General features: G+C 59.8%; 19 protein-coding genes. 5 read left to right on the forward strand and 14 right to left on the reverse strand.

What is annotated here, in order from left to right; all coding sequences use genetic code 11:
* Positions 1–118: 118 nt before the first annotated feature.
* A complete protein-coding gene (locus ABD112_RS09885; RefSeq protein ID WP_343925452.1) occupies positions 119–1,036 on the reverse strand; it encodes an NADP-dependent oxidoreductase in 918 nt (305 codons plus the stop codon).
* A 118-nt stretch (positions 1,037–1,154) separates the two neighbouring features.
* Here ABD112_RS09885 and ABD112_RS09890 point away from each other — a divergent pair, with 118 nt between their 5' ends.
* A complete protein-coding gene (locus ABD112_RS09890) occupies positions 1,155–1,745 on the forward strand; it encodes an HdeD family acid-resistance protein (protein ID WP_343925454.1) in 591 nt (196 codons plus the stop codon).
* A 144-nt stretch (positions 1,746–1,889) separates the two neighbouring features.
* On the opposite strand, the gene rpsO is transcribed toward ABD112_RS09890, so the two are convergent.
* Together rpsO and ABD112_RS09900 are read right to left on the reverse strand one after the other, a co-directional pair.
* Positions 1,890–2,159 carry a 30S ribosomal protein S15 gene (rpsO, locus tag ABD112_RS09895; RefSeq protein WP_009771894.1) on the reverse strand — a complete coding sequence of 90 codons (270 nt, stop codon included), beginning with the start codon at positions 2,157–2,159 and terminating at the stop codon, positions 1,890–1,892.
* Between the two features lie 131 nt (positions 2,160–2,290).
* A complete protein-coding gene (locus ABD112_RS09900) occupies positions 2,291–3,136 on the reverse strand; it encodes a hypothetical protein (protein WP_343925459.1) in 846 nt (281 codons plus the stop codon).
* 94 nt (positions 3,137–3,230) lie between these two features.
* On the opposite strand from ABD112_RS09900, the gene ABD112_RS09905 reads away from it, so the two are divergent.
* Positions 3,231–4,412, forward strand: a complete 1,182-nt coding sequence (locus tag ABD112_RS09905) for a MarP family serine protease (RefSeq protein ID WP_343925461.1) — start codon at positions 3,231–3,233, stop codon at positions 4,410–4,412.
* Here the strand turns inward: ABD112_RS09905 and ABD112_RS09910 are convergent.
* From ABD112_RS09910 to ABD112_RS09930, 5 genes are all read right to left on the reverse strand, one after another.
* Positions 4,409–5,119 (reverse strand): hypothetical protein, encoded by a 711-nt coding sequence (locus ABD112_RS09910; protein ID WP_343925463.1) that lies wholly within the window; start codon positions 5,117–5,119, stop codon positions 4,409–4,411. The two genes, ABD112_RS09905 and ABD112_RS09910, sit on opposite strands and share 4 nt — an antisense overlap.
* A gap of 9 nt (positions 5,120–5,128) precedes the next feature.
* Positions 5,129–5,449 (reverse strand): hypothetical protein, encoded by a 321-nt coding sequence (locus tag ABD112_RS09915; RefSeq protein WP_343925464.1) that lies wholly within the window; start codon positions 5,447–5,449, stop codon positions 5,129–5,131.
* Between the two features lie 45 nt (positions 5,450–5,494).
* Complete coding sequence (locus ABD112_RS09920; RefSeq protein WP_343925466.1) at positions 5,495–5,929, reverse strand: VanZ family protein; 435 nt, start codon at positions 5,927–5,929, stop codon at positions 5,495–5,497.
* 122 nt (positions 5,930–6,051) lie between these two features.
* A complete protein-coding gene (locus ABD112_RS09925) occupies positions 6,052–6,846 on the reverse strand; it encodes a nuclease-related domain-containing protein (RefSeq protein WP_343925468.1) in 795 nt (264 codons plus the stop codon).
* A 216-nt stretch (positions 6,847–7,062) separates the two neighbouring features.
* Complete coding sequence (locus ABD112_RS09930; RefSeq protein WP_343925469.1) at positions 7,063–9,312, reverse strand: HelD family protein; 2,250 nt, start codon at positions 9,310–9,312, stop codon at positions 7,063–7,065.
* Positions 9,313–9,545: 233 nt separating this feature from the next.
* On the opposite strand from ABD112_RS09930, the gene ABD112_RS09935 reads away from it, so the two are divergent.
* Complete coding sequence (locus tag ABD112_RS09935; protein ID WP_343925470.1) at positions 9,546–10,064, forward strand: hypothetical protein; 519 nt, start codon at positions 9,546–9,548, stop codon at positions 10,062–10,064.
* A gap of 305 nt (positions 10,065–10,369) precedes the next feature.
* On the opposite strand, the gene ABD112_RS09940 is transcribed toward ABD112_RS09935, so the two are convergent.
* On the reverse strand, positions 10,370–11,614 hold the full coding sequence (locus tag ABD112_RS09940; RefSeq protein WP_343925472.1) for a PrsW family intramembrane metalloprotease: 1,245 nt from the start codon (positions 11,612–11,614) through the stop codon (positions 10,370–10,372).
* Between the two features lie 42 nt (positions 11,615–11,656).
* Positions 11,657–12,484 (reverse strand): hypothetical protein, encoded by an 828-nt coding sequence (locus ABD112_RS09945; protein ID WP_343925474.1) that lies wholly within the window; start codon positions 12,482–12,484, stop codon positions 11,657–11,659.
* A 126-nt stretch (positions 12,485–12,610) separates the two neighbouring features.
* Between ABD112_RS09945 and ABD112_RS09950 the strand changes: the two genes are divergently transcribed.
* Both ABD112_RS09950 and ABD112_RS09955 read left to right on the forward strand, forming a co-directional pair.
* Positions 12,611–14,086 (forward strand): AlkA N-terminal domain-containing protein, encoded by a 1,476-nt coding sequence (locus tag ABD112_RS09950; RefSeq protein ID WP_343925475.1) that lies wholly within the window; start codon positions 12,611–12,613, stop codon positions 14,084–14,086.
* Positions 14,087–14,095: 9 nt separating this feature from the next.
* Positions 14,096–14,689: a protoporphyrinogen oxidase gene (locus ABD112_RS09955; RefSeq protein WP_343925477.1), complete on the forward strand. Its 594-nt coding sequence runs from the start codon at positions 14,096–14,098 to the stop codon at positions 14,687–14,689.
* 120 nt (positions 14,690–14,809) lie between these two features.
* On the opposite strand, the gene ABD112_RS09960 is transcribed toward ABD112_RS09955, so the two are convergent.
* The 4 genes from ABD112_RS09960 to ABD112_RS09975 form a co-directional block, all read right to left on the reverse strand.
* A complete protein-coding gene (locus ABD112_RS09960) occupies positions 14,810–16,303 on the reverse strand; it encodes an aspartate ammonia-lyase (protein WP_343925479.1) in 1,494 nt (497 codons plus the stop codon).
* A gap of 98 nt (positions 16,304–16,401) precedes the next feature.
* On the reverse strand, positions 16,402–18,546 hold the full coding sequence (locus tag ABD112_RS09965; protein ID WP_343925480.1) for a DEAD/DEAH box helicase: 2,145 nt from the start codon (positions 18,544–18,546) through the stop codon (positions 16,402–16,404).
* Positions 18,547–18,752: 206 nt separating this feature from the next.
* Positions 18,753–19,085 carry a DUF6804 family protein gene (locus ABD112_RS09970; RefSeq protein WP_343925481.1) on the reverse strand — a complete coding sequence of 111 codons (333 nt, stop codon included), beginning with the start codon at positions 19,083–19,085 and terminating at the stop codon, positions 18,753–18,755.
* A gap of 38 nt (positions 19,086–19,123) precedes the next feature.
* Positions 19,124–21,031, reverse strand: a complete 1,908-nt coding sequence (locus ABD112_RS09975; protein WP_343925482.1) for a DUF2207 domain-containing protein — start codon at positions 21,029–21,031, stop codon at positions 19,124–19,126.
* Positions 21,032–21,043 lie beyond the last annotated feature (12 nt).

Raw genomic sequence — 21,043 nt, forward strand, 5'->3', positions numbered from 1 at the left:
CTTGTCCTCTCATGTTCGGGCGTAATTCGCCTGACATGGAGTACTTCTGGCTGAGCACCCAATTTGGATGCATCAATCTCAAAAAAGTTTCAAGAAGGCGCCTAAACTGACCAACAGCTTAAAGTGCGAGCACAATCTTTCCCCGCGAGTGACCCTCGACGAGCTTTGCGTAGGCCGTCGATACCTGATCGATCGGGAACACCGACTCGATCGGCACCTGCACGGTACCCGCAGCAACGAGTGCGGCGAGAGCCCCGAGATCATCGGGGGTTGCACCGGCAGCGCCAACGCCCGTTGTGCCGTATTCCTGCTGAGCGGAATAGTCGGCGATCGAGTTGATGCGGCCAGCCAGAGCACCAAGCGCGAGAGCGGCATCCACTGTTTCGCGCCCGTTATTATCTAACGCAGCTGTTATGCCTTCGGGGCTGATCTCAAGAATTCGCTCGACCATTCCCTCACCATAGGTGACGGGGTGGATGCCGAGCGACCGCAAAAATTCATGGTTCGATTCACTGGCGGAGCCGATTACTTTCGCACCCTTTAGCTTGGCCAGCTGTGCAGCGATCACGCCGACGCCACCCGCAGCAGCACTGACGAGCACGGTGTCTGCGGCCGTCAGAGAAAGACTTTCGACGCTGGCCCAAGCGGTGCGACCAGCAATGTCGAGGCCGCCGGCCTGCTCCCAGCTGAGAGCCGCTGGTTTGCGAACGAGTTTGGCCGCAGGAACCACCACGTAGTCAGCTTGAGCGCTGAAACCCTTGCCACCGAGAACCTCGTCGCCGACCACCCACTGGGTAACACCCTCGCCAATCTCATCAACAACACCAGCGAAGTCGTTGCCGTTGCCGCTGGGGAACGTGACATTCTGCGGAGTCGAAGTGGATGCACCACTAAAGACTTTGGAGTCGAACGGGTTGATGCCGGCAAATTTCACCCGCACCCGCACTTCGCCTTCACCAGCATGAGGTTCAGAAACTTCGGAAATTGTGAGCACATCAGGCCCACCGAGCTGAGAGTAAGTAACACGACGCGACATATATCGAGCCTAACGGGTGCGTCGTTCTTGCACATTCGCACCCAGAAGCTGGAAGAATGGGCAGATCACGCACCATTTGACCACACCGGTTAGGACTTTCATGAGCTCGTCTGACAGCATGACTTCCCGCTCCACTTCGGCCGAGACCCTACTCCCCGGACTGCTGCGCGCACACCGCGGTCAGCTCATGGCCGTGGCCGTCATCGGTCTCGTACTGGGTGTCGTCGGTCTGCTGTTCCCGGGAGCAACCATGCTGACCGTTGCGGTGCTCTTCGGTATCTACCTCATTGCCTCTGGCATGTATCGCATCATGTCCGCCTCCCTCGCGAACAACCTCGACTTCTCCATGCGCTGGGTTACCGGCATCCTTGGGCTGCTGATCGTCATCGCGGGCATTCTGTGCCTCTCTAACCCGTTCCAGTCGCTCATCGCGCTCGCGCTCGTGATCGGAATCGGCTGGATTCTCGAAGGAATCATTGACCTCGTCGGCGGCGTTCGCGGCACCGTCCACCCCCGCTGGTTCGGCTGGGTCAGTGGAATCGTCTCCATGGCTGCCGGTGTCGCCATGTTCGTACTGCCCGCAGCCGACCTCGTCTCGCTCGTCGCCATCGGCGCGATCCTGATGATCGCCGTCAGCGTCTCCACGCTGCTTACGCTCCCCCGCAAGAACAAGGCCGCAGAAGAGGCCACAGCGGGAGCCGCAGCCTAACGGCGCACTACCTCGGCCGAATGCGGTCTAATGCTGGCTATTTGCAGCACTCGACCGCGCTCATTGAGTGCTGCACTAACCCCGCCAACAACAAAGGCCGCCATCGCATTGCGATGACGGCCTTTGGTAAGTGTGACGAGTCGACTAGCGGCGCAGTCCCAGCTTCTCAATCAGCGTACGGTAACGCGTGATGTCAACGTTCTGCAGGTAACCCAGCAGACGACGACGCTGACCAACAAGAAGAAGCAGCCCACGACGTGAGTGGTGGTCATGCTTGTGCATCTTGAGGTGCTCGGTGAGGTCGAGGATGCGACGAGTCATCATCGCGATCTGGACCTCAGGGGATCCAGTGTCACCTGGGTGGGTTGCGTACTCTTCGATGATCGCCTTCTTGATGCTAGCTTCAAGAGCCATAAGGTGATCCCCTCTCTAGTCGTTGCGCGGTGCCCATAGCTGAATGCTTGAGCTCTCTTTATCCGCGGCCGTTAGACGGCAACCTTGAGATTCTAGCAGAATAGGGCGCCCCGCAGGACTACTCCACCGAGCTACCCGGCAAACAACCCGATAATCGCCGGGGCTGCAACAACAACCATGGTGACTGTTGCCGCGATCGCAGCCGCGCCCCCAGCGACAACCCACAAACGGTATCGCTGGCGGGCAGCATCCACTTCAGTACGAAGTCGTTCAAAACGTGCAGTGAGCCGCACACTCGCGCTGCCTGCCGCCGGGCGAACCTGCCACGACCCGAGTTGGCCCGCAACAGCAACGAGAGCTTGTACTTCGCTCGCTGAATAGACAGTCGATTCATGAAGAAGCCAACTGACGAGTTCCCCGAGCTGGAGAACCGGAACCGGGGGGCGCTTGTTGCCGTAAATGACTCCCGACGCACCGCCAATTACCACTAGCGGACGAACCGTTGTCGAGCCAGCGCCGAGTTGCGAAAGGGCCGCAGTCAGACGATCTGCGCCGACCAAGGCATCCCGAACGTACTCAACTCGGTGACCATTCACCATAATCATGCGCCCAGCAGTCACGATCTTTGCATGAGGATGTTGCCTGCTGCACACCAAGAAAGTGCCCGAAGGACCCAGCACGATGTGGTCCTCATCGACATGATCGTCGGCGGTCTGGGTTGCATTCGCCACCATCCAGTCGGAGCCCAACGCCGCGAGGGCAACCGCTGTCTCTAATTCGCTGAGCGCGCTCGAATAGAACTCGCGCGCTGCGGCGGAGAGCGGATTTGTGCCAAAGGCGGTCGCCAGCGCGCTCCGTGGCTCGCGAACTGCCTGTGCTCGGAGGCACGCTGCCATGGAAGAACCAAAACCGGCCGCACCTTCTGCGCCCGCCGCTGACACCGTTTCGGCGCTATCGTCACGCTCAATACCACTCACTTGATCCCCCACACGCCTCCCGCAGAGAATATCTCGGTTGTGCGCTTCCTCCCAATCCGGCGCCGAGAGGTAAACGGCGGTTTAGGGTTAAGGAGTGAACGTTGCCCCGCTACTCGACCTGCTGCTTATTGCGCTGCTGCTCGGCTACGTGGCGTACGGTATCTCGATCGGACTCACCCGCAGCGTCTTCGTGATCGCCGGCATCGTAGCGGGAGTCATTGCTGCGGTGCTGCTCGCACCAACAATATCGATCTCAATCCCGTGGCCACAGCTGCGCGTCGCGCTCACCATTGTGGCGGCAATCGTCCTGATCGCGATCGGTCATGCAGTCGGTGCCGCAATCGCTCGAGCGCTCCGTGACGATCTCGAAACCAGCAGGATGAGAGGAATCGATCGAGTCGCAGGCGGCATTGCGAGCGGCATTCTTGCCGCGCTCATCGTCTCAACCGTAAGTTTCAGCGTCGCTCAGCTCGGGTCGCCCTTGCTGTCTCGCACGATTGCGGGCTCGGCTGTCATCAGCACGATTCAAGATTTGACGCCCACCGACGTGGAAGTGCGAATTGCGCAACTGCGCACTGTGCTCGCCGACAAGGGCGTGCCATTCTTCACTTCTGAGCTGGGAACCGGTGGCGCAAAGATACCGTCAATCGATACCGACAGCGCTGTTCTTGCCGCTGCCGCCGAATCCGTTGTGCGAATTACCGGCAACGCCTACGCGTGCGGACAAGCTCAGACCGGAACAGGGTTTGTCGTTTCTGACGAACGAGTTGTCACGAATGCTCACGTCGTGGCTGGCACCGAACGGCCCGTCATCGAGGCACTCAACGGCCAGGTGCTCACCGGAACAATTGTTTACTTCGACGCACGCGATGACCTTGCGGTAATCGCCGTGCCAGGGCTCACGTCTGACGCCTTGTCCATGGGCGCCGCAGCACGCCCCGGCACCAGTACTGCAATCGAGGGCTATCCCTACGGTGGCCCCATCACGGTCGATGCGGCGCTGGTGCAGCACATCAGCGTCACCAACAGCCCCAATATCTATGGTTCAGGCGGTTCCCCTCGCGAGGTTTACACGCTTGCCGGGCAAGTAAATCCGGGAAACTCTGGAGGCCCGCTACTCACCCTCAACGGTGAAGTCGTCGGAGCAGTCTTTGCCCGCAGCGCCGACCAAGCAAACGTGGGCTATGCGCTAACCCTCACCGAGCTTCAACCCGTTGTGGATGAAGCACCCGCGCTTACCGGCGCAGTGTCAAGCGGGGCATGCATTCCCGGCTAGTCATCGCGCTCAGCGCGGCCCGACGAGCCTGCGGAGCGCTCAAATTTCAACGTCTCGAACGCGCCAGGATCGCCCGGGCACGCATCGACTGAAGTTTCGTTCAGCGTTGTGAAAGCAAACCACGACCAGTCACCGCCCAACTTCTTGGCAACCTTACTCGCCACGACAAAGCGCACAACGGCGCCGCTGACCTCTGCATCGTCAGTATCCATGCGATCACTTTTGTCGCTGTTCAGCTCATACGAGGTAACACTCTCGATTTCACCATCTTCAAGTTCGATGGAGAACTGATAAGTGCGATCAGCATCCGAGCTCTCCGCATACAGCCCCAGCAGCGCCGAGCCATCAGGGAGTGCGGATGTCAAGGTGAACTCGACCAGCAGCTCGTCGCGATCCGACTGAGCAACCGAAACCTCGTCGATATCAAGCGCGTCGGCCTCTGCCGTGAAGTCCACACAGCGCGCACCCGTCGATTCCTCTGTCGGGGCAACAGCAGCCGGCTCAGGGTCGGCACTGTTTTGCTCATTCGCCGATGGCGTTGCGCTAGGAGCGGACTGTAGAGCGCCGCCAGTCGGTGCAGTCGCAGTCGCGAGAGTGACAACAATCGTCACGACTACCGCGAAAGCTAGAACCGCGAGAAGGGCCACGACTACGGGAACCACAGCGACACGACGGTGAACGGGTTCTAGAGGAGGCTCTGAAGTCACCCAGACACGCTAGCAGTCTCCTCCGAGCGCTCCCGCACACGCAGAAATCCCGCGACAATCAATAGCTGGCCAACCAAGAACAGCACCGCTCCGGTCGCAATCGCGACACTGGTTGAAAATATCGCCGATCCATGCACACGCTAACGCGACAAGCAGCGCGACTTCCGCTGCGCGCAGCCGCAATCGAACGCGACCGACAACAGCAAGAATCAGCGCTGGCATCAAGAGGAACTTGGTGGCGTGTGCCGCGTCATCAGCTCCAAGAGCAAGGCCGACAACGTGCACGATTGAGACTGTGAGGTACGGAAGAAACCAGCGTGCGCCAGACATCCTCACAGCGTATGTCCCGATCGCTCAAATTCTGAAGAATCTTCGTTATCGTCTCGTCGGCTGATTGCGTCGCCGACGGATAACGGTGTGGGCATGCTGGCGAGCCGCAGCAACGCTAAGAGTAATCACGACCCCAATAGCTGCGCCCAATGAGTTCGAAAGGATGTCGCGCGGATCAGAAACTCTCGAAGGGATGAACTGCTGCACCCACTCAATGCCTGCCGTTAGCCCGATAGCCAGAGCAAGCGCAAGCCACCACTGCCGTTTGCCCACGAGCAACACAAAGAACAAGCCAAGCGGCACGAACAGAGCTATATTTGCCACGAATTCAAGATCATTAAAAGTCAGCCACTGTGTTGCAGAGAACCGATCAAGAAAGAGCGCGAGCTGCCAGAGCGGCCCATCCCGCTGATCGGGCGCCTGCGGGCTCAACGTCAACCACGCCACCACGGCCAAATACGCGAACGTGGCAGCGCTCAAATACGGATGGCGCCTAAACATTCATCAATCGTGCCCTACCTCGTCAGGGAAAGCCTTCGACTCGCTAGCAACTCACTACCTACTCAGGACCAACTCATAACTAGCTCATAACTAGCTCATAACTAACCAACGACAACAGATGCCAAAATTGACACGAGCGTCCACACCGAAAGAATAGTGACGATCAACGCGGCAACCACCCACAAAAAGCGCCTCACCGTCGCAGAACGCACATCGTGATGGATGCGCACGAACACCCGTGTCAGATTTCGTGCCTTACGCGCACTCTGCTGAGGTTGCGGCCACGTGTCATTGGACTCGGCTGCGCCCGAAATGTTTGCGACATCCTCGCCCGTGAGCACTGCGGGGGCGGCAAGGAGCCACTGTTCGAGCTGCATTGAGGTGAGCACCCGAACGTCGTCGGGCGCCTGCAACGTTATGACTTTGGTCGGCTCCACCAAGACAAGCACCGGCGTCACCGCGATTCGGTTATCGAAAGCGTCGCTCAGCGAATCAGAAACAATTGCCGCCACAGATCTCGCATCCAGAATGCTGGCCTTAACGCTCTTAGCAACAATGAGCTCGTCACCATTGACCGCAACTTCATCGCCCTGGCAATTGACAACGACGACGGCGAAGACGCCTGCACGTCCGACAGCAAAGTGATCGAGCGACGACAGCCCAAGCGGCACCCCGTGGAGTACATCCCAGCTGTGCCCGAGCTGATCAAGGATCGAACCAACGAGAAGTTCGCCGACCGCACCGCGGTAATGGGCTTTTCCTGCGTCGGTGAGAGGCGAAATACCAAAAGTGCGCGCCAGTCGTCCTCGCGGCGCACGACCCGCTTGCGCCTCAATGACGGCGGCCATAGCTGACTGTCCAGCAATCCGGCCGCGAAGATCGTGATTCTGCGACACGCAGACCCTCCAGCTCTCACATGCCCGTAATTGCATGCAGAAATACGTTGGGCCGGAGGCTCCCCCGCCTCCGGCCCGACTCGTGGCGAAAACTCGCTCCCGAGCGAAGGTCCCTCCCCCGAGGAACAACTTCTAGATACATAGTGCCTAACCTGAGAAGTTCATGAAACCCCCACTTTTGGGCCTACCCGAGTGGGGGTGAACAGTCGGAGCACCCTATTTCGGTACCGGAATACCTTCCGGAAGACCCTCGGAAGCGACAACGCTGAGGCGTTGGGTTGGGCGAGTCATTGCGACGTAGAGTGCGGCGGCTCCGCGCGCGATCTCGTCGACGATGCGCTGGGGCTCGACCACAACCACCGAATCAAACTCCAAGCCCTTCGATTCGCGAGGTGTCAGCACGGCGATCGACTTATTGAGGCCTGCAGCGCCCTCGCCGACCTGGCCGGGGAACTCGCTCGTGAGCGCCCCCACAGTTTCAGCAGTGAGCGATTCGCTCACGATGACCGCGATGGTTCCGTCAGCAGAAATTTCCCGATCCGTTCGCACAGCCTCAACAACACTCGCTGAACGCCTCTCGGCAGTAGCCACGGTGACCGCCACGGGCCACGGACTCTCCCGCACGGCGCGCGACGGCGTGATCGATACCTCGTGTGCCAGTGCGACCGCCTCGGCAACCGCAACAATCTGTGACGGTGTGCGGTAGTTGACGGTGAGTTCTTCAAGCCGCCACGCGCTGCCAACGTGGGCTGCGAGTGCCGTATCCCACCGAGTCGCGGCCGCGGCTGCACTTGCCTGCGCCACGTCACCGACGATTGTGAACGACTTCAGCGGATTGCGGCGACCCAAGAGTCTCCACTGCATAGGCGAAAGTTCCTGCGCCTCATCGACAACGATGTGACCATACGCCCACGAGCGATCAGCCGCAGCAATGTCGGCAGTCGAGGCACGGTCTACCTTTACCTCAAACCCGTCGGCAAGAGTCTCGGCATCGATCATGCCTTCAACCCCCATGTTCTGGATGGCTGCGGCCGCGTTCTCGAGGTCGCGCTTGCGTTGCTGAGCATGTTCGTGTTCAGCCGCCGTATGGGCGACATCCACTTCGCCGAGCCATTCTGCTGCTTCATCGAGCAACGCGACATCGCTAATGGTGACGGGCGCATCGCGCTCGCGCAGCAGCAGCCGCCTCTCCTCGGGGCTCCAGCGCGGCGTGAGGCTGTGCAGCCACGTCGGGCGGGCGTACAGGTCATTGAGAAGCTTGTGAGGGGAGAGGGGCATCCATGCGCTGTTAAGCGCAACCTTGACATCGTGCGCGGTACGAATGTCTTCGCGCAGCCATTTCTGGTCGGAGTCATCAATCGTATTGCCGTGCGAGCGGAGCTGATCAGCGAGCATGCGGCTGAGCGCAGCGATCGCCGCCTTATTGAACGTCACGCGCGCCAGATTGTGCGGCTTGTGGGAATCCCACGCTTTTTGCATCGCACTACGAATCAGCTCAGCAGGAACATCAAGAATTTCGCCGTTGATTTCCATGCGCTGGGTTGCGGTTGGCACCACCTGGCGAGCCCGAACGGCCCGACGAATGAGCGCAGCCATTTCTAGAGAACCCTTGAGGCTCGCCACCGCGTCGATATCTTCGCGTCGAGCATCCACCCCAGGAAAAAGCTGCCCGAGACTGGCCAGCACCACGCCGGTCTCACCAAGTGATGGCAGAACAGCTTCGATGTAGCGCAAGAATGAGCGTGACGGGCCAACGATCAGAACACCGGATGTCGATAGTCGTTCGCGGTGCGAATACAGCAGGTAGGCAGCGCGATGCAGCGCAACCGCCGTTTTGCCGGTTCCCGGACCACCCTGCACGACGAGCGCGCCGCTGAGCTCGGATCGAATGATGGCATCTTGCTCAGCCTGGATCGTCGCGACGATGTCGCCCATGCGGCCGGTACGCTCAGCGGTGAGGCTCGCCATGAGCGCTGCCTCTCCCTGAAGCGACACCGCGTCGCTCTCAAGAATCTCTGAATCAAAGACTTCGTCGTCGATGCGTACAATGTTGCGCCCGCTGCTTTGGAGATGACGTCTGGCTCGTGCACCAAGCGGAGTTGCTGCGGTTGCCTGGTAGAACGCTCTCGCCTGAGGCACCCGCCAATCGAGCAAAAGGGGCAACTGCTCTTCATCGCGAAGACCAATCCGCCCGATATAGCGCAACACTCGCTCGCTGTCGTCGCTTTCGGGTTCCAATTCGAGTCGCCCGAACGCCAAGCGTTCGTCAATTTCACGCAACTGACCTACCCGGTCTTCGTAGATGCGAGCAAACGCATCGCGCTCAGAACGGTTCTGATGGGTACCGCCCGGAGCGCTTCTGCGCACGGCCTCAAGCTGCTGCTGCGCCGCATCCCGAAGTGAATCGAGTCGACGATAGAGGCCGTGGACGTAGTCCCGTTCCCGTGCAAGTTCACTCGATGACATCCGGGTTCCTCTCCAAATTGCGACCTCCAATGGTACGCCGTTTTTGACTATGAATTCGCCGATCAACTATTGCGCTCAGCGAAACTTGGTGGCACGCTAAAAGCAGTAACACTCATCGCTCACCAGAGTCGCAGGCAGTGCCGCACCGGTGGGCGATGAGTCTTGATACGGGCTACCTGCCGCTAGCTACCCAGCGTCGGCCACCCAGCGTCGGCCACCCAATACGATGGCGCATGCTTCGCTCTATTGACTACTCCGGGCTGATCTACCCGATCGACACTCAAGCCGTCTCCCAGTTTCGAGCGAATCGCCGCGGTCTATTCAGCTACTCGCAGCTGGGGACGGCGGCAAAGGTCGCGCTCGTCGCTGTCGTGGCAGTGCTCTTTTTAGCCATTGTTGGCACTCAAATGATTGGAGCGCTCGCTAGTGTTGTGAGCTCTGTTATTTCTGAGGGCGCGCTCGTTGCCGCTATCCCCGTCCTACTATTTTTTGTTGTCATGGTGGCTGTCGCCGGAGGCGCCATCTATGCGGGAGTACGCGCCTGGCGCCACAACGGCGGTCCATGGCAACGCTTCCACCGCATGAACAAATTTGCTGAGGACAACGGGCTCACACCTTTGCCCCCCTCGACTACGGCAATTACCGCAACGTCACCGGCTCCGGCAAGAACCGCCGAACCCACAATTAGGGTTTCATGGCACTCGAACTTGACCGCGCCCTCCCCACATGGTGTTGGATGCTCGCGCCAATAACCAGTTATTTGGTTTCAGCAACCTGCCCAAGTCATTCGCTCGCGATCAGGTGTTGAAGCTCGAGGGTGACTTCAACGAACACTTCACTTTGTATTCTCCACGCCACTACGAGCGCGACGCTCTCTACGTATTCACGCAGCACCCTATGACGTCGACGTTGTCCACAAATGGCTGTTGGTTTACTCACCTAAAGAATTCGACCTAGTGGATCCAGCACAACACCGCCGGCTGCTCGGCATCGCCGATACGGTGGGCGCCAAGACGCTCCGTCAATCACGAAACTATGCGGAGGAACGAATCGGCGACTACCGTAGCGGATGCTTCGCGCCCGTGAGCACATGACGTGCCTCAACAACCGCACCAAGCAGCACCGCTTCGTCAGTGGTTGCACTAATGCGGTCGCGCCCCGTAATGATGCGCTGACGGGCGAACGCGAGTCGCGTCGCATCCTGAATGTAGTTTTGCATCGCAGCACGCTTGTTGTTCTGACCCGCCCAGACAAGCGCCTGTCGACGGCCACGCGCAGTTGCAAGTACTGCCACTTCGTCACGGTTGAACCAACCGACGCTCGCATATTCGGCGAGGCGATCGAAGGTTAGTTTCTCCTCTTGCTTGCGCAAATAGATAACAATCACGATGGCCACCATAAAAAGGGGAAACTGCACGATGACGTAATAGCCGAAGAAGTCGTTGACGAAGAACAGTGCACCATTCCACAGGGCGTGCAGACCAATCGCCAGAGCGAACCCCGCCACCAATATCCCCGTCCTGCTGGAAGCACGAGTGGATCGCGCAGCAAACCCCAACGCGATTCCGGTGCACGCAGTGAACATCACGTGGGCGAACGGCGACATGAGGCCTCGCACCAAGAATATTGGGAAGAGCCCAGCGCCGCCCCCCTCGAGGCTGACAAGCTCAGAACCGAAGTACAAGATGTTCTCGGTGAAGGCGAACCCGCCAGCAACCCACGCCCCGTAGACCAATCCATCAATCGGTCCGTCAAAGTGGCGGCGAGCGACCCAGAAGATGACGAGAATGCCCAACGCCTTACCTAGCTCTTCGACGATCGGGGCTTGAATCGCGGCAGAGAAGAACTCGTAGCCCGGCCCGGGACCGCCGAGGGCCGCGATGACGTTGTCGATCTCAGCGCCAGCAATGAGAGCAAGCAAGACAGCGACGCCGGCACCCCAGAGGAACGCAAAGACGACCGCAAGTCGTGGCTCAGGTTCCCAGCGGTCAATCCAGCGCACGGTGAAGAATACGACGGCCAGCGGTACCACCGCCAAGACACCGCCGAGCGCGAAAGCATCGGTACCGATTGCTGAAATCACGTAGACGACGACGAAGAGCAAAACGAATGCGAGAGCAACAACTCCCAAAATTCCGAGCACAAGCAGGCCGGGCCCGCGACGGGGAGGTACTCCAAAGTGCAGCTGGTTTTGCTGAGCTTCGCTAGCAACCTCAGCTGGAGCCGGCATCGGCCGCTGAGCGGTAACACCTGCCGATGCCGTGTAATCGGGAGTCGCGGAAGGTTGATCGCTCGCGGTCATGTGAAAGACCCTAGCGTGCGAGTGGCACCTCTCTGGGGAGGCCTACTGCGCGGCTTGCTGCTCCCGCAGAATGCTCAACGCACGTGCTACCCGGTCGCCAAGGCCCGCGACGCGTTTCTTCGACGATCGTTCGGCCTCGACGATAAGTCCGACTAACTCGCGGCGATACACGTCCTGCGTGGAACGCACCGCAGTACGCAACGCCGATGATGCGCGGACTGCCGCGATGCCGAAGGTGACACTTGCAATGACAGTAAGCAGCGCTACCACGAACACCCACGGTTGTGATGGGTAATTCGCCATGTGCACGAGTGCCGAAATCGCAACCGCGAGCGAAATAAGGGGAGCGATCAACCGCTGGGGCGTTCGCACAAGCAGTTGCAACGCTGCGGGAATCGTTGCGGCATCCGAACTCTTTCGATCTTTGGATGCGGCATCGATTGCGGCGACGCGAGCGTGAAACTCATCGACCTGATCCTGATGCAAGCGCACATCGGCGAGCTCGATGAGTTCGTCACGCACCAGGCGGTAGCTGTCGGCTGGAGGCCGCACCACGACGACGGTGATGACCGAGACGATAGCAACGAGCACAACTACAGTGCTGAGAGCGATCAGTACAGCTGCGGGCACGCTGCCGGGGCCGGCGAAGAACGATCGCGTACTCCAATCCACGCCAACCGCAACCGCTACGAGCGCGCTACCTGCTGCGGGAACAACCCAGGCAACCGGATGCAGCCGTACACGCGTCCGCACTGCGCGAGCGAGTCGGAGGTGGTCAAAGCGCGCTGTCGCGTAGTCGGCCAATTGCGTTGAGAACGCGATGAGCCAGACGGCGGCGAGAAAGGTGAGTGCTGTCCACGAATATTCCACGGTGCGACTGTAGTCGCTTCGCCCAACTTCAGGACAGTGCGACGAGCAGTAGCCGACCGTTGTCCCAGGATGAGTGATGTCTGATTTCCGCTGGTCAGCGCCGGTCGGAGATGGCACGCTTGAGTCATGCCCACCACCACGTTGAGCTTTGATGAACAATACCGAGCGCTCTGCTCACGGGATGCCCGCTTCGATGGGCAGTTCATCGCCGGCGTGCATTCCACCGGAATCTACTGCCGACCAAGCTGTCCAGCTGTCGCTCCCGAGCCGCGCAATGTGCGGTTCTATCGCACGGCGGCAGCAGCGCACGAAGCAGGCCTACGCGCCTGCAAGCGCTGCCAGCCAGACGCAGTGCCCGGCTCCCCCGACTGGAACCTCAGCGACGACCTCGCCTCCCGGGCAATGCGCCTTATTGGCGACGGTGTCGTCGAACGCGAAGGAGTGCCTGGCCTCTCCGCCCGACTGGGCTACACCAGCCGCCACCTCACCCGAGTTCTGTCGGCAGAACTCGGCGCTGGCCCCCTTGCACTGGCCCGCGCACACAGAGCCCAAGCTGCGCGAACGCTCCTGAGTGCAACGGAGCTGAGCGTCTCAGACGTCGCCTTTGCTGCTGGCTTCTCGAGCATCCGGCAGTTCAACGACACGATCCAGGCCGTGTACGAAACCACGCCGAGCCAGTTGCGCGCCCTCGCGCGGCGCGGCGTGGCGGCACATCCGCATCTTGCTCAGGAGCGACCGTCGACCCTGACCCTTCGGCTTCCGACTCGCGCCCCGTTCGATGGCGCGGGTCTCATGACGTTCTTTGCGAACCATGCGGTCGAGGGCATTGAGACGGCTACCGAGAACAGCCTTGAACGAGCGTTACGCCTGCCTGGCGGAGTTGCGACAGTGCGTCTGCAGCTAATCGATCAAGGCATCTTGTGTACGGCACTGTTAGCCAAAATTTCGGATGTCGCGCCTCTCGTTTCCCGAGTACGCCGCCTTTTCGACCTCGACGCAGATTCGCACGCCATCGATCGCGCTCTGACCTCCGACCCTTCATTGGCCTCGTCGGTCACGCAGGTGCCCGGAATTCGCCTCCCTGGGAGCGTCGACATCGAGGAAACCCTCTTTCGCACGTTGATCGGTCAGCAGATTTCCGTTGCGGCCGCGCGAACGGTTCTCGCCCGCGTTGCGCGCGAACTCGGCAGCGATGGGTTATTTCCGACAGCGTCTCGCCTGGCAGAGTCTGGCGCTGAGGTGCTTCGCGGCCCCCACACCAGGGTTGCGAGCATCCTTGCCGTCGCAGAGGCGCTCGCATCCGGCGATCTCAACCTCGACGTGTCGACTCCTGTCGACGAATTCACAGCAAGGTTGATCGCGATGCCAGGAATCGGCCCGTGGACAGCCGGCTACATGGCAATGCGGGTGCTCGGAAATCCAGACATCATGCTCAGCAGCGACCTCGTTGTTCGCCAAGGCGCGGGAGAACTAGGTCTTCCTGCTACCGCGACAGGGTTGACCCGGTACGCGTCGCGTTGGGCACCGTGGCGCAGCTACGCAAGCATGCATTTATGGCGATCTCGCCCGACACAGGTGGAGAGAGTCGTCACCTCACCGTAGGCTGGAGCTATGAACGCCAGACTTTTTATGCTCGGACTCGGTATCGCCCTCGGCTACGTGGTTGGAGCGCGCGACGGGCGCGAACGCTACGACCAGATGAAGGGCAAAGCAACGCAACTCTGGGAGAGCCCACGTGTGTCCAAGGCACGTACGAGCGTCGAAGACTACGCACGTACACAGGCGCCGATTCTGCGCGACAAGGCTGAAGCCGTTGCTAAGGCCACACCGGGATTCGTTGCCGGTACCGCCAAGGATGTCGCCGAGACGACGCGTGAAGTCGCAGAGTCAGCTACGGGAACTGCCAGAGAGTTCGCCGAGACCGCCATTACCTCTGCGAAGGATCTCGTCGAGACCGCTAAGGGCTCGGCTAAGGATCTCGCCGACCGGGCCACCACATCGGCGCGGGATGTCGTTGGTCGTGTGACTCACACGGCGAGCGACGTGCGCGACAACGCCACCCATACCGCTGCTGAACTTCGCGAGCGTGGCGAGAGCGCGATCGATCGCGCCTTCACCACTGCGGGGAAGGCGCGCGACGAAGCTCTCGCGCCCCTCGACGACGACGACGAATCGGAGAACGACGTCACCACCTCGAAGAAGTAACGCTCGGTTCCTCGTGCTCCGCTAACGAGCACACGGCACCACTAAAAACTGTCTTACTGAAAGAAGACGGCCAGCCCCTCACTATGAGAGAGGCTGGGCGTCTTCTGCGTTCAGAGCCGGTTACTCTTCCTCGTTCAACCAGGGAAGAGTTATCGCTGAAGTCATGGGCGAAACGCCGCTCAAACGTTCCGGAGTAAGCACCCGGGCAACGTCTTCTTCTTTCATCAGCCCAGCAGACACGACAAGCTGCGCAATTGATGCGTTGGTCGTGAGCGCCGTGTGCGCGAGAGTGGCCGCCGCCGCGTAGCCGATGTAGGGCGTGAGAGCAGTGACGACTCCAACGCTCGACTCAACCTGTGCCGCAAGACGTTCCTCGTTGGCGGTGATGCCATCGATGCAGTTCTCGCGCAAAGTGCGGCAGGCATTCGTCATCCAGGCCAGCGACTGAAGCAGCGAGTGGGCGATGACAGGTTCGAAAGCGTTGAGTTGCAACTGCCCAGCCTCCGCAGCAGCAGTCACCGTGGCATCCGCACCGATGACGCTGAAGGCGACCTGGTTGACAACCTCTGGGATGACCGGATTCACCTTGCCGGGCATGATCGATGAGCCTGCCTGCTTGGCCGGGAGGTTGATCTCGCCGAATCCGGCCTGAGGGCCGCTCGAGAGCAAGCGGAGGTCGTTGCAAATCTTGGAAAGCTTAACGGCGGAACGCTTGAGAATGCCGCTCAGCGACATGAAGATTCCCACGTCGCTCGTGGCTTCAATCAGGTCGAACGCGGTTTTCATCTCGATGCCAGTGGCGTCGGTCAGGTGGCGTCGAACCGCCTCTGCGTACCGAGAATCAGCTGTAATCCCTGTGCCGATCGCCGTAGCACCCATATTGATCTCGCTCATGAACGGCAAGACATCAGTGAGTCGGGCGTGGTCTTCCTCAAGCGTGTGCGAGAAGCCAGTGAATTCTTGGCCAAGAGTCATCGGAACCGCGTCTTGCATTTGCGTGCGGCCGATCTTGAGGATCTTGACGAACTCGCGACCCTTCGCCGCAAAGGAACCAGACAGCAATTCATGCTCAGCGAGCAACCGGTGAACGCCGAAGACCATCGCGAGCTTGATCGCAGTGGGGTACACATCGTTGGTGCTCTGACTGCGGTTGACGTCGTCGATGGGGTGCAGAAAGGAGTACTCCCCCTTGCTGTGGCCCAAAATCTCGAGGGCACGGTTGGCGATGACCTCGTTGGCGTTCATGTTCGTCGAGGTACCAGCACCGCCCTGAATAACGCCGACACAAAACTCTGCGTGCAGTGCTCCGTCGAGGATCTCCTGGCACGCGGTGTCAATCGCGTGCGCCTTCTTGGACTCGAGTACACCGAGGTCGGCGTTGGCACGAGCTGCCGCCTGCTTGATATGCGCCAACGCGCGCACAAGATCGGGGTAGACGGAGATCGCACGTCGCGTAATCGGAAAGTTCTGCATTGCGCGGAGAGTGTGCACTCCCCAGTAGGCATCTGCCGGAATTTCAAGCGAGCCGAGCGAGTCGGATTCGATGCGGGTAGCGGTGTTCTGCGAAGAGGCGTTGCTCAACTGTTGGTTCTCATCTCCGTTGACGGTTGGCACGACAAAACCTGCGTGTCACTCACTCCTCTAGTCTACGCTTCGCGACCATTCGAGGCAGAATGAGACCAGAGGCCATAAAGGCAGTTCTTAACGGATTGCTAATTCTTGATTGCATCACGCAGCAGCGCTGACAGCGCCTGCAACTGAATGTTTGATTCCGCAACGACGTCTTCATCTGAACCGTCGAGCGCACGCGCCGCAAGACCAGCTTTGCTATCGATGAGCTCAGCGATACGCGCGTCGATGGTGTGCGCGGCGATGATGCGCCAGGCGGTGACCGGAAGTTCCTGACCAATGCGGTGCACGCGGTCGATAGCTTGAGTCTGTTCCGCGTTAGTCCAACTGAGCTCGGCGAGAACGACGTTGGATGCCGCCTGCAGGTTCAGTCCAACACCGGCGGCACTGAGCGACGCGACGACCACCGAGACCTCGGGGTCGTCGGCGAACGAGTCGATCGCGTGCTGACGTGCTTTGGCGCTCTGGTCACCACGAATGGAGACTGATTTCAAGCCGACCTTCGCGAAGTGAGCTTCTGCGGTGTCCATCACGTCGATGTGCTTCGCAAAGAAGACGACCTTGCCGACCGAGCGGGCCAGTTGCGCGGTGTAGTCGGCGGCAAGCGTTGCTTTTGCTTGTCCGATACGGCGCACCATGGTGAAGACATTCTCACCGGTGGTTGCGCTCTTGGACTCTTCGAGCTCGGCATGCGCGACCACACGGATGAGGTCTTCGACTGCGACATCTGGTTTGAGGTTGCGCACTCGAGTGAAGCGATCGAGGAGGCGTGCGGTGAGCGCTTGCTCGGCGGCCCGAATGGAGCGACCAAGATCGTCGTCGAGTTCAACCGGGATGTCGGCGACGCGCCGTGCAGGAATGTCGGCTGCGACATCCACTTTCTTGCGGCGCACGATGCCCATATCGATAACTGCGCGTCGGGCTTCAGAAAAGAAGCCGGGGTCTGCCGGGGTGAGATCTGACTCTTCGAGCTTCGACATGAGTGGGGCGAGCGGCTTGGTGCCGTCGATCCAGCCGAGGTACTGCCAAATTGCGCGGAAGTCTTCGATCGAGTTGATGAGTGGCGTTCCCGTGAGCGCCATCAGGAGCGCTTTCGGGTAGGTGGCACGGATGCTACGCGACAGGCTCAGTACATGCTTCGAGCGTTCAGATTTGAGGTTCTTAATGAAGTGCGCTTCGTCAACGACCATGCCCTTGAAACCGAAACGACCGAGCCACCCGACGTGGCGGTCGAGTACTTCATAGTTGACGATGACGACGTCGCTGAACGCGTCGACAGTGTCGCCATCGCCGTGCACAACAGTCGCAGTGCGGCCAGGGGTCCACAGTTCTACTTCGCGTTCCCAGTTGGTTTTGACGACGTTAGGCACGACTACGAGAAGTGGATAAGAGTTTGAAGCTTCTGCCGCCATCAGCGCTTGAGCAGTCTTGCCCAGCCCTGGCTCGTCGGCTAGCAGGAACGTGCGGTGCCCCTGCTTGACAACTTCGACGAAGCGAGCTTGGTGACGCATGAGGTCAAGGGTTCCGCGGGTGCGAAGCGATGATGCTTCTGGCAATTCCATTGACGCAGCGCCTCCGCCGGAGCCGTGCTCGAATGCGCGGAACAGCGGGTCGATGAGTTCCCAGTTGGCAAGACGATTGCCATGCTCGGGTTTAGCAGCCACGGCGCTGAAATCGGGAGCCAAGAACGGGTTAGCCATCTGCATTTGACGAACGGATGCGGGAACGACCTGCTTGTCAGTCTGTTTGTCGACAGGCTTCGGCTCGGCAGAAATGATCAGCTCTTCTGGGCTCAGCTCCACGCCAGCGGCGAGCAAAAGATCACGGCGCAGCGCTTTCGCTGCGGGAGTGATCGGAGCGGCCTCCCCCAGCATTGACAGCAAGCTGGTGTCGCGTGCAGCCGTTTTTGCAAGGATGCCGGCGAGGCCATCGAGGCGCTTTTGTTCGTTTGCTCGTTCAGAGTCCGACAGCGTCGCATCGATCTTGACTCTGGCGCGCTCTTCGCGAAGCAGTAGCGCAGCGACTTGGAAGCGTGCACGGTTGGAAGGCTTGAGCGGCCCCTTCTGCACAGCGGTTTCAACTTCGCGGGCAGCACGGGCGAGTACGGGGATTACCCCAGTATCGTCACCGGGCCGCGCACGCCGACGCTGAGCGCCTGCCTGTCGCTGACCAGAGTTTTTGGGTCGCTTGTTGCGCTGCGAGGGATCGGTCTTTGACGAGTTGGTCAATTATTCTCCTGGCGCTAGGCAAAAGGCTCAGTCACATGGATCGCAGACTCGTAGACGTTGCCACGAATGGGACCTCATGCTGAGTGACAACATCCACTCGAGTGAGCCAGACCCAACTGCGGTGCGATTGGTGGTCTCAAGGGATGCGTTCCCAGTGTACGCAGAAAATGGCAATCATGCGCTACTCGAGCGAATTAAGCTCGACTTTACGAATCTGTGACCCGAACGGCGACACCGATAACGATGAACACGAGCGCGGCGATGTAGTGCAATCCTGCGAACAACTGGGTATCAGCAACCTCAATCGGAAACACCGGATTCCAGAGAATCGCAATCGGAACCAGACCAATCGCCCACCACCATTGGCGCGCCTGCACCACGAGTACCACGCAGATCAAGGCCAGAATGCTCACCACGTAGCGAACCACGGTGAAGATTTCAGTTTCGACGATGCCTGCGCCGACAAGAAGCACGAGCACAGCGAGTACCGCCGCCGGAAGAACCACTCGGCGAGGTCGGTTGGGATAGGTTGCACTCACTAGATCAAATATACCGGTCGATGAGAGGTGAACGAGCGCTAGACGCCGCCACCGCCACCACCACCACCACCACCACCCGAAGAACCGCCGCCGCCAGAACCTCCGCTGGAACTACTCGAGGCGCTGCCGGTATAGGAACTCGCGATGGAATCAGAAATGCTCGAGATGCTGGAAGCAAAGACAACGCCGTTGAAGGCGCCCGAACCTGCGTACCAGTCGGGCGAGTGCTCCGTGTAGTACCGGCCTAGCTCCTCTGACCACTGTTTTTCGAGCCCGAACAGCACCGCATATGGCAAGAGTTTTTCATAGACCTTGAGCACGTCACTGTCACCTGTTGACTCGTTTCGCTCACGCAGCGCACCCTTGGGGCTCTGCAACATCCGCAGTCGGTCAGCTTCGGCCAGCCGGATGTACAGCTCAAGTCCCTCGAGATGATCACGAGCTTCGGCGCCGCGAGCGGTCACCGGCGTACGGAACAGCAACACTAGGGTCGCGATCCCCGAGGCAATAGCGAAGCCAATCAGCACAAACGGGATCGCTATCCCAAAGGAGCCGTCGATCAGAACTATCCCGAAGAAGATGGATACGGCAGCCGCGATCACCGAAACAACGATGGGCAGATAGCTGCTCGCCGATACTTTGCGGCGGAAGCCAGCAGCCACGAGCCCAGAGTTTGCGCGCTCGACGATCTTGTAGAGCTTCTGGCTGAGCTTCTGGTCGGCCTTGGCAAGATCGCGCACTGCTCCGTGCTGCAATGACTTGCCAAACAGCGCGCGCAGGATATCGAGTTCCGCTCCACGCGCGCCCGTCGGGTCGACCAGCTCGAGACGATAGTCAGTGTGTGATGAGAAGAATCCCTTCGACTCCGACTCGAGAATTCGCAGCTTTCTGTTCACCGCAAAGTCGAGAATCTGCCCGGCGATTACCTTATTTCGCTTGCCAAGCAGGAGAGCTGCAGACACGATCGGCACGTCGCGAGGAGGAGCATACTCCGCAATGATCGTTGGTCGTCCTGCGGCATCCGCAAGTTTCGTTCGGCGTGTACGGAACGCCCAAACTAAGGCTGCGAGCGCCCCAAACGCTCCAAGAGGCTGCACGAAACCGGCACCTGTTGCGAAATAAGAACTATCGCGAGCCGTAAAGGTACCGGGCTCGAACCCAAATAGGACGGTCATGTTTTGGCCGGCACCTAGCGAACTGTGCACGGCAACGTATTGATTCGAACCGTTGGCACTGATGTCACAGAGCTCAGTAGAGCCTTCGTAACCCCAATAGCAGCGCGGCTCTGCGATTAGAGCCTCCGCGAGCCCGTCCCCCAAATGAACGGTGGCAGTCGCGTCACCAAAGGGCTGATCCCACCCCGTGCCGTTGGTATCCCAGTACCACTCATCGGCATCCGTGTTCGAAAAGTATCGCGTGACATCCGACTGCTCATAGCTGAAGACGTAAGTCTGAGCGCCATCGACGAACGAGTCAGCCGCACTCGTCACGAGGGTGAAACCTTCATCGTTCTCGACCACAAATGGGCGCGGTGTTCCGGCCTCGTCGGTAACCGAAATGTTCGACACCGTGACCGGCGCACCCTCGTAGTAGTCGGGTATTGCGCGCCGCATCCCTTTGTTTTGATTAGCAGGGAACATGGCAACGAACGTCTCGATGGTGCGCAAAGTCGATCGACCCTCACCATCGCGATCAAGAAAGAAGTCAGCATCGTAGGTGTCGAATTCAAAGTCATCAACTCCGGCGCGCACTATTCCAGGGGCGGCATGTGGATGCGCGGCTCTCGCAGCGGCTGCAGCCGAGGCTGAGGAACCGTTCGTCGTCACCGTCGCGGCGTTCGCCATCGTTGGCGCCGCAATTGCGGCGAATCCCAGAACAATCGCACCGACAAGTACGCCCCGTTTTCGTGCGCCCCTGCCTTTGGCTGTCGGCAACGGTTGAGCCACAGTGTTCCTTCC

This window comes from Rhodoglobus aureus (genome assembly GCF_039527955.1).
GTDB classification, from domain to species: Bacteria; Actinomycetota; Actinomycetes; order Actinomycetales; family Microbacteriaceae; genus Rhodoglobus; species Rhodoglobus aureus.

Bases quoted from the DNA above. Each gene is read 5' to 3' on its own strand.
- ABD112_RS09935 (WP_343925470.1), top strand. From the start codon at position 9,546: ATGCTTCGCTCTATTGACTACTCCGGGCTGATCTACCCGATCGACACT.
- ABD112_RS09885 (WP_343925452.1), bottom strand. From the start codon at position 1,036: ATGTCGCGTCGTGTTACTTACTCTCAGCTCGGTGGGCCTGATGTGCTC.
- ABD112_RS09950 (WP_343925475.1), top strand. From the start codon at position 12,611: ATGCCCACCACCACGTTGAGCTTTGATGAACAATACCGAGCGCTCTGC.
- ABD112_RS09930 (WP_343925469.1), bottom strand. From the start codon at position 9,312: ATGTCATCGAGTGAACTTGCACGGGAACGGGACTACGTCCACGGCCTC.
- ABD112_RS09915 (WP_343925464.1), bottom strand. From the start codon at position 5,449: ATGTCTGGCGCACGCTGGTTTCTTCCGTACCTCACAGTCTCAATCGTG.
- ABD112_RS09955 (WP_343925477.1), top strand. From the start codon at position 14,096: ATGAACGCCAGACTTTTTATGCTCGGACTCGGTATCGCCCTCGGCTAC.
- ABD112_RS09890 (WP_343925454.1), top strand. From the start codon at position 1,155: ATGACTTCCCGCTCCACTTCGGCCGAGACCCTACTCCCCGGACTGCTG.
- rpsO (WP_009771894.1), bottom strand. From the start codon at position 2,159: ATGGCTCTTGAAGCTAGCATCAAGAAGGCGATCATCGAAGAGTACGCA.
- ABD112_RS09940 (WP_343925472.1), bottom strand. From the start codon at position 11,614: ATGACCGCGAGCGATCAACCTTCCGCGACTCCCGATTACACGGCATCG.